The 9,686-nt window shown below is 71.7% G+C and carries 10 protein-coding genes; 8 read left to right on the forward strand and 2 right to left on the reverse strand.

The window, feature by feature from the left end:
• Positions 1 to 179: 179 nt before the first annotated feature.
• The 8 genes from K8612_RS36820 to K8612_RS36855 are packed head-to-tail and all read left to right on the forward strand — an operon-like array spanning position 180 to position 8,607.
• Positions 180 to 1,406: an inositol-3-phosphate synthase gene (locus tag K8612_RS36820; protein WP_223765672.1), complete on the forward strand. Its 1,227-nt coding sequence runs from the start codon at positions 180 to 182 to the stop codon at positions 1,404 to 1,406.
• 4 nt (positions 1,407 to 1,410) lie between these two features.
• A complete protein-coding gene (locus tag K8612_RS36825) occupies positions 1,411 to 2,343 on the forward strand; it encodes a hypothetical protein (RefSeq protein WP_223765673.1) in 933 nt (310 codons plus the stop codon).
• A gap of 40 nt (positions 2,344 to 2,383) precedes the next feature.
• Positions 2,384 to 3,418 carry a Gfo/Idh/MocA family protein gene (locus K8612_RS36830; protein ID WP_223765674.1) on the forward strand — a complete coding sequence of 345 codons (1,035 nt, stop codon included), beginning with the start codon at positions 2,384 to 2,386 and terminating at the stop codon, positions 3,416 to 3,418.
• On the forward strand, positions 3,409 to 4,242 hold the full coding sequence (locus tag K8612_RS36835; protein ID WP_223765675.1) for an MBL fold metallo-hydrolase: 834 nt from the start codon (positions 3,409 to 3,411) through the stop codon (positions 4,240 to 4,242). Before K8612_RS36830 ends, K8612_RS36835 begins: the two co-directional genes overlap by 10 nt.
• Positions 4,239 to 5,714: a YcaO-like family protein gene (locus K8612_RS36840; RefSeq protein ID WP_304503948.1), complete on the forward strand. Its 1,476-nt coding sequence runs from the start codon at positions 4,239 to 4,241 to the stop codon at positions 5,712 to 5,714. The genes K8612_RS36835 and K8612_RS36840 overlap by 4 nt, the downstream gene beginning before the upstream one ends.
• A 3-nt stretch (positions 5,715 to 5,717) precedes the next feature.
• Positions 5,718 to 6,569, forward strand: coding sequence for a sugar phosphate isomerase/epimerase (locus tag K8612_RS36845; protein ID WP_223765676.1), 852 nt, complete (start codon positions 5,718 to 5,720; stop codon positions 6,567 to 6,569).
• Positions 6,566 to 7,852 carry a glycosyltransferase family 4 protein gene (locus K8612_RS36850; protein WP_223765677.1) on the forward strand — a complete coding sequence of 429 codons (1,287 nt, stop codon included), beginning with the start codon at positions 6,566 to 6,568 and terminating at the stop codon, positions 7,850 to 7,852. The genes K8612_RS36845 and K8612_RS36850 overlap by 4 nt, the downstream gene beginning before the upstream one ends.
• Positions 7,849 to 8,607: a PIG-L deacetylase family protein gene (locus K8612_RS36855; protein WP_223739733.1), complete on the forward strand. Its 759-nt coding sequence runs from the start codon at positions 7,849 to 7,851 to the stop codon at positions 8,605 to 8,607. The genes K8612_RS36850 and K8612_RS36855 overlap by 4 nt, the downstream gene beginning before the upstream one ends.
• Here the strand turns inward: K8612_RS36855 and K8612_RS36860 are convergent.
• Entirely contained in the window at positions 8,590 to 9,297 is a 708-nt protein-coding gene (locus K8612_RS36860; protein WP_223765678.1) for an immunity 52 family protein, read from the reverse strand. The two genes, K8612_RS36855 and K8612_RS36860, sit on opposite strands and share 18 nt — an antisense overlap.
• A 14-nt stretch (positions 9,298 to 9,311) precedes the next feature.
• A partial coding sequence (locus K8612_RS36865) for a Tox-REase-5 domain-containing protein (protein WP_223765679.1) occupies positions 9,312 to 9,686 on the reverse strand: 375 nt, incomplete at its 5' end.

Consider the following 9,686-nt stretch of genomic DNA (forward strand, 5'->3'; position numbering starts at 1 on the left):
CAGTTCGCACCGTCCGGGGGCTGAGTTGAAAGCCCTCCGGGAGTGCGGACTTTCCCGAAACTCTCGCAGCGGGTGGGCGCAGGAAGCGCTTCCAGCCACGGGGCTCCCGTCACCCCGGGGCGCCGCCAAGGTGTCATCGCGAGAGCACGGGGCACAACGGTGGGGGAGGGGCTTCACACATGGCGGGCAATGAGCGGTTGGGCGTGGCGGTGGTGGGACTGGGTGGCGCGGTGGCGACCACGGCGGTGGCGGGCATGGAGCTCTTGCGCCGGGGACGGGTGGACACCCGGGGCCTGCCGCTGGCGGACGCCCAGGGCATGGGGCTGGTGGAGTACGGCGCGCTGACGTTCGGCGGCTGGGACCTGTTCGAGGACGACCTGGCGCACGCGGCGCGCAACCACGCCGTGCTGACGGAAGGACAGTTGGAGGCGGTGGCGCCCACGCTGGGCCGCATGCGGCCGTGGCCCGCGGCCTCCAACGCGAAGTTCTGCAAGAACGTCGTGGGCACCGCGGAGAAGAAGGCGCGCACCCTGCGCGACCAGGTGCGGGCCATCCGTGACGACCTGGCCCGCTTCAAGGAGCGGGAGCGGCTGGAGCGCGTGGTGGTGGTGAACCTGGCCTCCACGGAGAAGGCCGTGGACCTCACCCGCCCGGAGTTCGCCACGCCGGAGGCCTTCGAGAAGGCCCTGGACGCGAACGACCCGGACATCGGCCCCGCGATGCTCTACGCGTACGCGGCCATCGTGGACGGCATCCCGTTCGCCAACTTCACGCCCAGCGTCGCCGCGGACGTGCCCGCGCTGCTCCTGCTGGCCAAGCGCACGGGCGCGCCCGTCGCCGGCAAGGACGGCAAGACGGGGCAGACGCTGCTCAAGACGGTGCTCGCCCCCGCGCTGCGCGACCGCGCGCTGCACGTGGACGGCTGGTACTCCACCAACATCCTGGGCAACCGCGACGGAGAGGCCCTCAACGACCCGGCCTCGCGGCAGAACAAGCTCGACACCAAGGGCGCCGCGCTGGACAGCATCCTCGGCTACAAGGTCCAGGACCACGTCGTTCAAATCCAGTACTACCGCCCGCGCGGGGACAACAAGGAGGCCTGGGACAACATCGACGTGACGGGCTTCCTGGGGCAGCCCATGCAGTTGAAGCTCAACTTCCTCTGCAAGGACTCCATCCTCGCCGCGCCGCTCGTCGTGGAGCTGGCGCGCACGCTGGACCTGGCGAAGCGCCGGGGCGAGTGCGGCGTCATCGACGCGCTGGGCTGCTTCTTCAAGGCCCCCATGTCGCAGGACGGCCAGCCCGTGGAGCACGCCATGCCGGAGCAGCAGCGCCGCCTGATGACGTGGCTTGGCGCGGGCCGCGCTCGGCAGGTGGAGCGCCAGCCGGAACGCATCAGGGGCTGAAGCCATGAACGCACCCGCGCGTGACACGGCCGCCCCGAGCCGTCTGGCGGAGCTCCGCCCGCTCCTGTCGGAGTTGATGGACCTCAAGCGCCTGCGCACCCCGGACCATCCGGACGGACTGGCGGCGCACGGCTTCCGCCGGGCGTGGGCCGCGCTGGCCTCCGGCATGGACCCTCGCGGCGTGGCGCTGCAGGAGACGGCGCGCGCGCTGGCGGCGGTGCGGCTGGGCGGCCTGGACATGGACGTCCTCCAGCGGGCGGGGCTGTCCCCGCTGGACGCGACGCGGGTGCTGCACCGGGGGCTGGAGGCGGTCGCCGGGCCGCTGGACCCCGGCCTGCGGGAGCGGCTGGCCGTGGCGCTCTCCCAGACGCGGGAGGAGGCCTGTCACGTGCCTCCGCCCGCGTTCGTGGACCGGCTGGTGCGCCAGCCCCGCGCCGGGGCCACGTTCCCCGGCCGGCCGCGCATCCTCGTGTCCCCGCAGGAGGGCCACGCGGACCACTGCTACGCGGTGGCGGTGGGCGCGGTGCTCGTCGCGCCCTGCTTCGGCGCGTCCCCGGCCCTGCCCTTCGTGGCGGGGCTCTCCCACCACCTCTTCAACGCGGCGCTGCCGGACGCGGGCTACGGCGGCGAGGCGCTGCTGGGGGACCTGCTGGAGCCCGTCATGAAGCGCCTCACGGAGAAGGCCCTGGCGTCGCTGCCGGAGCGGCTGGCCGGGGTCGTGCGGCAGGCGCTGGCGCTCACCGGCAACGTGGACTCGGCGGAGGCGCGCGCCTTCAACGCCGCGGACGCGCTGGACCGGGTGCTGGAGCTGGACGCCCACGCCCGCGCGGCGGGCTTCACCCTGCGCCAGGCGATGGAGGACCTGGAGCTCATCCACCCCGGCCCGCTCCAGACGTTCGGCAACGCAGTCCTGCGCGACGCGGCGGTGTGGCCATGAGCGGGCGGCCATTCCTGAACCTTCCCAACAGGCGGTGACCATGTTCGAGGCGAAGCCGAAGGCCCGGAGGCTGGGCTGGGCGGTGGTGGGGTGTGGCTGGGTGGCGCGGGACTACGTCATCCCGGCGCTCCAGGGCGCGAGCAACGCGCGGCTGGTGGCGCTGTGTGACGCGAACGCGGAGGCGCTGATGCGCATCCCGGCGGACGACGTGAAGCGCTACACCGCGCTGGGGTCGGTGCTGGCGGACAAGGACGTGCAGGCCGTCTACATCGCCACGCCCAACCACCTGCACGCGGCGATGACGGAGGCGTGCGCCGCCGCGGGCAAGCACGTGCTGTGCGAGAAGCCCATGGCCGTCACGCCCCGGGACGGCCTGCGCATGGTGTCCGCGTGCCAGCGCGCGGGCGTGCACTACGCCACCGCGTTCGACCAGCGCCACCACGCGGCGCACCGCAAGCTGCGCACGCTGGTGAAGGAGGGCGTGCTGGGCACCGTCACCCAGGCGCGCATCCACTACGCCTGCTGGCTGCCCGAGGACTGGGCCCCGGACAACTGGCGCATCGACCCGGAGCAGGCCGGCGGCGGCGCGATGATCGACCTGGCGCCGCACGGCCTGGACCTGCTGGAGGTGGTGCTCGGCGACGAGTGGGAGTCGCTCATCGCCCTGACCCAGCGGCGCGTGCACCGCTACGCCGTGGACGACGGCGCGGTGCTGATGGGCCAGTTCAAGAGCGGCACGCTGGGCCTCTTGCAGGTGGCCTACAACTGCCCGGACGCGTACCCCCGGCGCACGCTGGAGCTCATCGGCACCCGGGCGCGAGCGCTGGCGTACAAGACGATGGGCCAGACGCCCGGCGGCTCCCTGTCGCTCACCGACGCGAAGACGGGCGAGGAGACGTGGGTCCCCCTGTCGCCAGAGGAGGACCGGAGCCCCTTCCTCCACCAGGTGGAGAACTTCTCCGCGTGCGTGCTGGAGGGCCGCCCGCAGCCGTTCGCGCCGGAGCGCGACGTGCGGCTGGTGGGGCTGCTCACGCAGGCGACGCAGGCAGGGAGGGCGTTTCCGTCATGCCACTGACCCGCTACGCCTGCACCCACTGCGGCACGTGGCAGCCGGGCTTCCCGCGCGAGCGGCCCACGGGCTGTCCCACCTGCCTGGACGTGCGCAACGCGCTGCCGCGCGACGGCTGGGACTTCCAGACCGCGGGCCAGGTGTCGGAGCGGCTCACCACGCGCTGGGAGGAGACGCTGCCCGGCGTCTGGGGCTTCACCTGCACGCCGACCTTCGGCCTGGGCCCCACGGGCTGGCTGCTGCGCAGGCCGGAGGGCAACGTCTGCTTCGAGGGCGCGCCCTGGTACTCGCGGCCCGCGCTGGAGTTCATCGACGTGATGGGCGGCATCCACAGGCTGTCCGCGTCACACCCGCACGGCTTCGGGGCGCTGTGGCAGTTGCAGGAGCACTTCGACCCGCTGCTCGTGCTGCACCGGGACGCGGTGCCCTACAGCAAGGCCTTCCAGGTGCGCTGGCCGGTGGATGACGAGCACGAGCTGGCGACGGGCCTGACGCTGCACTGCGTGGGGGGCCACTACGAGGGCCAGATGGTGCTGTACGACGCGCGCACCCGCTCGCTGTTCTGCGGCGACGCGCTGAAGGTGGACCTGGACGCGCGGGGCAGGCCCACGGGCCTGTCGTGCCACAAGGGCTTCCACGCCGCGATCCCGCTGAGCCACGGCGAGCTGCGCCGCTACCGCGCGGTGCTCAAGGAGCTCCCGTTCGAGAACGTCTTCACCTCGTTCGAGTTCGCGCGCGGCGTCACCCGCCGGCACGCGCTGGCGCTGTTCGACCGGCTGCTCTCGGGCATGCCGCACACCCGTCCCCTTCCCCTGGAGGAACTGTCATGAGCATTGCCCGAGCCATCGACGCGTATCACCACGCCGTGTCCACCGGCGCCCTGCAGATGTTCCGCATCGACCCCATCGACCGGCTGGGGATTCCGGTGGCCTCCGCCAGCCTGGCGCTGGGGGGCGGGCCGGGCTCCGTGCTGCACGGCAACGGATATGGCCGCACGGACGAAGAGGCGCGGGTGGGCGCGCTGGGCGAGCTGGTGGAGGAGACCTTCTGTGAGCTCGCCATGCAGCGCATGCCGCGCGTGCACGGCAGCTACGCGGCGCTGGTGCGCGCGCGAGGCCCCACGGCGGTGGCGGATCCGCTCACGCTGGGGCTGCCCGCGGGCAGTCCGTACCAACCGGACCTGCCGCTCGTCTGGGTGGAGATGCAGCGGCTGTCCACCGGGGAGCGGGTGCTGGTGCCGGAGGAGTACGTCGCCATCCACCCCGGGCAGTTGCAGGGGCGGACCCCGCTCATCACCCCCATCACCAACGGCCAGGGCGCGGGGCTGACGCGGCCCCAGGCGCTGGCGCACGGCCTGCTGGAGCTCATCCAGCGCGACGGCAACGGGCTGATGTACCGGGCCATGGACCAGGGCGTGGTGCTGGACCTGGAGGGCACGGACCTGGCGCCGGACGTGCGCGAGCTGCTGGAGCGCTACCGCCGCGCGGGCGTGGAGGTGATGGCGAAGCTGGCCGGCACGGACTTCGGCATGGTGAACCTGTACGTGGTGGGCCGCGACCTGTCCGTGGGGGACCAGCCGCTGATGGTGACGGCGTGCGGAGAGGCGGCGGATCCGGACCGGGACCGGGCGCTGCGCAAGGCGCTGCTGGAGTACGCCTGTTCGCGCGCGCGCAAGGCGTTCATGCACGGGCCGCTGAGCGAGGTGGCCCGGGTGGCGCCGCCGGAATACATGGACCGCTTCGTGCCCCAGGTGGACCTGGACGCGGAGGAGCCGCGCGCGCTGAACGCGATGGTGGAGTGGGCGCGGATGCCGGCCCAGGCGCTGCGCGAGCTGACGGCGTGCACGCTGACGGTCCGCCAGAAGGTGCGCTTCGAGGACCTGCCCCGGACGCCCTCCGTGGAGGACCCGTCGCTCCGCTGCGACCACGTGGTGAGGCAGTTGCACGCGGCGGGCTTCGACGTCCTGGTCTCGGACCTGTCCCCGCCGGGCCACCACGTGCACGTGGTGAAGGCGCTGGTGCCGGGCCTGGAGGTGGAGACGATGACGTACAACCGCCTGGGCGAGCGCAACGCGGCGCGGCTGCTGGAGCGCAAGGACCCGCTGGTGGGCCTGGGAGCGCCGCCGCCGGGCGCGCAGCCGGTGCGGCTGACGCCGGAGGCCGAGGCGCGGCTGGGCGGGCCGGTCTGGTTCAACGTGCGGCTGGCGGAGGCGCGCGTGGGGCGGCTGTACGCGCTCTACCGGGAGCCGGACCGCCACGCGGTGCCGAAGGTGCTCGCGAGCCGCCGCTTCGGGGGGCAGTGAGCCATGGCCCTGCGCTTCGCGTACAACACCAACGGCGTGTCGAACCACCGCTTCGAGGACGCGCTGGGCCTCATCGCGGACAGCGGCTACGACGGCGTGGCGCTGACGCTGGACCACCACCACTTCGACCCGTTCGCGCCGGACTTCGAGCGGCGCACGGTGAAGCTCGCCACGCGGCTGGAGCGGCTGGGCCTGGGGCTGGTGGTGGAGACGGGGGCGCGCTTCCTGTTGGACCCCCGGAGGAAGCACGAGCCCACGCTTATCACCCCGGAGGCGGAGGGCCGCGCGCGGCGGCTGGAGTTCCTGAAGCGCGCGGTGGACGTGTGCGGCACGTGCCGGGGAGAGGCGGTGTCCTTCTGGGCGGGCGTGCCCCGCACGGGCGTGACGGAGGAGGCCGCGTGGCCGTGGCTGGTGGACGGCCTGAAGCGGCTCTTCGAGTACGCGGCGGCGCGCGGCGTGGTGCTGGCGGTGGAGCCGGAGCCGGGGATGCTGGTGGAGACGGTGGACGGCTGGCGCCGGCTGCAGGCCCAGGTGCCCGGCGTGCGTCTGGCATTGGACGTGGGGCACCTGCTGGTGACGCAGGAGCGCACGCCCGCGGAGGCCGTGCGCGAGTTCGCGCCGGTGCTGGGCACGGTGGCGCTGGAGGACATGAAGCGCGGCGTGCACGAGCACCTGCCGTTCGGCGAAGGGGACGTGGACGTGCCGTCGGTCCTCCGAGAGCTGACGCGCGCCCGCTACGACCGGCTGGTGTGCGTGGAGCTGTCGCGGGACGCGCACCGGGCCCACGAGCTGGTGCCCCGGGCGCTGGAATGGTTGCGGGAGCGCCTGCCGACGGGCGCGGAGGTGGCGGCGTGAACAGCGTGAACGGACTGCGGATCTGCTTCATCTCCCGGAGGTTCTTCCCGGCCATCTCCGGGATGAGCGTCTATGCGTTGAACCTGGTGCGGGAATTGGTGACGTGCGGGCACGACGTGACGATGGTGAGCCAGTACCGCAGCGACCCCGCGGGCATGGCGGTGTACGGGGGCGGTCCGCCGCCGGGCATCCCGGGCGCGCACGTGCTGGGCTGTGAGTCGGTGGGTGAGCAGCGCATCAACCAGGGGCAGCCGGCCAGCTTCGAGCACGACCTGGAGGTGATGGTGGACACGGTGGTGCGCGAGCACCGGCGCCGCCCCTTCGACCTCATCCATGCGCAGTACGGCTATCCGTGCGGACTGGCGGCGCTGCAGGCTGCGAGGCTGCTGGGATTGCCCAACGTCGTCTCCATCCAGGGCGGGGACGGGCACTGGGTGGGGACCTGCTGCGGGACGCACAAGCAGGCCATGCTCGCGGTGCTGGGCCACGCGGGGGCGCTGCTGATTGGGAGCCTGTCCTTCGCGCGGGAGGTGAGCGGGCACCACGGGACCCCGCTGGAGCGCTTCACCATCGTCCCCGGCGCCACGGACACGCAGCGCTTCCATCCGCGCAGCGAGCCGGCGCTGGGGGAGACGCGGGACGTGCCGGTGTGGCTGTACCACGGCCGGGTGGACGCCCGGAAAGGGGTGATGGAGCTGCTGGACGCCGTGCGGCGGCTGGTGGCGGACGGGCGCAAGTTCAAGCTGCGGGTGTCTGGGATTGGACCGGACCTGGAGGCGGTGCGCGCGAGGGTGAAGGCGGACGGGCTCCAGGGCGTGGTGGAGCTGCCGGGGGTGTCCAGCTACGCGGAGGCGCCGGACCTGTACCGGAGCGGGGACCTGTTCGTGTCGCCCACGTATTCCGAGGGCTTCTCCAACACGCTGCTGGAGGCGATGGCGTCCGGGCTGCCCATCGTGTCGACGCGAGCGGTGGGGGTGGTGGACTGCCTGGAGGACGGGCGGGACGGCCTGCTGGTGCCGCCGAAGGACAGCGACGCGCTGGCGGATGCGATGGGCCGGCTGATGGACGACGCGCCGCTGCGCAAGCGGCTGGCGGCGACGGCGCTGCGCGAGGTGCGGGAGCTGTACTCATGGCGCGCGGTGGGGCGGCGGATTCAGGGCGTCTACCGGAACCTGACCGGCACGCGGCCGGACACGCGGTGGACGCACCTCTATGACCCGACGATGACGGAGGAGCGCGCGGACCCCACGTGCCGGTTCCGGGCGGCGCCGCACCTGTTATGAGCACGGCCCTGTTCGTGTCGCCGCACCTGGACGACGTCGCCTTCTCCTGTGGCGGCACGTTGGCGGCGTTGAAGGCGAAGGGGTGGACGGTGGCGCTCGTCACCGTCTTCACGCGGTCGGTGCCGGGGCCGAAGGGCTTCGCGCTGCACTGTCAGACCTCCAAGGGGCTGGCGCCGGAGGTGGACTACATGGCCCTGCGGCGGGACGAGGACCGCGCCTTCGCCGCCTGCATGGGCGTGGACCATCTGTGGTGGGGAGACCTGGAGGAGGCACCGCACCGGGGCTACGCGAGCCCGGAGGCGCTGTTCCAGCCACCGCGAGCGGAAGACGTCATCGAAGCGAAGGTGGCGGGGTGTTTGAAGCCGGTGTTGTGGGACCTGAAGCCGGACCGGGTCTTCGTGCCGCAGGCGTTGGGGAGCCACGTGGACCACGTGCAGGTGGTGCGGGCCGTGAAGGGGCTGGGCATCCCGACGACCCGGCTCCTCTACTACCGGGACACGCCCTACGCCGTGCGCCAGCCGCAGGCCCACCCGGACGCCGCGGTGCCGCAGGGCCTGCGCCCGCTGGCGGTGGACATCACGGAGCACCTGCCGAAGAAGGTGGAGGGCTGCATCCGTTACGGCACGCAGCTCGGCTTCCAGTTCGGCGGAGTGGACGACCTGGCGCGGACGCTCACGGCGTTCCACCGGCAGGAAGCGCAGGCACGCGGTCAGCCAGGAGCCGCGGAGGTGTTCCTGTCACAAGGGGCGCAGTAGACCGGCGGCATCGAGAACCTGGTGCACCTCCGTGGCCAGCCGGACGTGCTCCGGGTTCGTCACCGTGAAGCGTTCCTCCGTGAGGATCACCAGGGTGCCCAGGTCCTCCACGGGCTCGACGCGCACAGGGGCAGGGAGCGGCGGAACCTCGCCCCACTGCCGGGAGAAGTAGGTCATCCAGCCCACGAAGGTGCCCACGTCCCCTGACGAGGAAGGCGACACCTCATCCCGATACTTCTCGGATGCAACAACGCCCCACGCCGGCTCCCAACAGCGCACCACTGAACGGAGCACCTCGCGCAAGACGGGTGCTGTCAGCACGCGTCCGGCCACCGTGCCCTTGCGAGGCGGGCTGACCAGGCAGATCGAAGTCGGCACATCATCTGCGGAGCCGCAGTAGCCATCGACCAGGCTTGTCTGCTCCGGATGTGTTCCCGTCCACAGCCAATAACGAAAGGCATCCCCCAGCCGGTTCTTCTTCCGCGCGAACAACTTCAGGAAGTTCGCACGGTCGGTCGAGAACGTACGTGCACTGGCCTCTTTGAACGTGCGTCCTGCCTCGTGCCACACCCGCCACTCAGGCTCAAGGCGGCCCAGTTCGTTGAACAGGTTTGACGCTCGAGTGGCGCAGGCCCCCGCATCCTCGGATCGCCCCAGCCAGTAGCCCCCTACGTAGTAGTAGTCAGTCATTCAGTCGATGCAGCTCATTGGTTTGGCGCAAGGGAGCGTACTTCCACTCTGACGTTTCGACGCCTGAATAGAGCGCGCAATGCATCCGCGAATTTCTCCTCAGCGACCACCCATCGAACGCGCATTCCTCCAGATACCCTCAACTGCCGCTGCGCCTGATCAACCAGGGCATTCTCTTTCTTGAAGAACTCTTTTGCCTTCAGGTCGGTACCAAAGAACTTCTCGTAGCCCGGTCCCTTGGCCTCCAGCAGGAGGTTCTCCTCCGGGTCGTAGCCGTCGAAGTCGACCTCCTCGTCCCCTCGCTTGACCCGGTACGCGGAGCCCTTCGGGGCTCCCGTCACCTGAGCCTGATAGTCGCGGGCGCGGTCGGACATCGATTCATTCACCTG

Origin of the sequence: Corallococcus sp. AS-1-6, from assembly GCF_020037015.1 — a bacterium.
Taxonomy (GTDB): domain Bacteria; phylum Myxococcota; class Myxococcia; order Myxococcales; family Myxococcaceae; genus Corallococcus.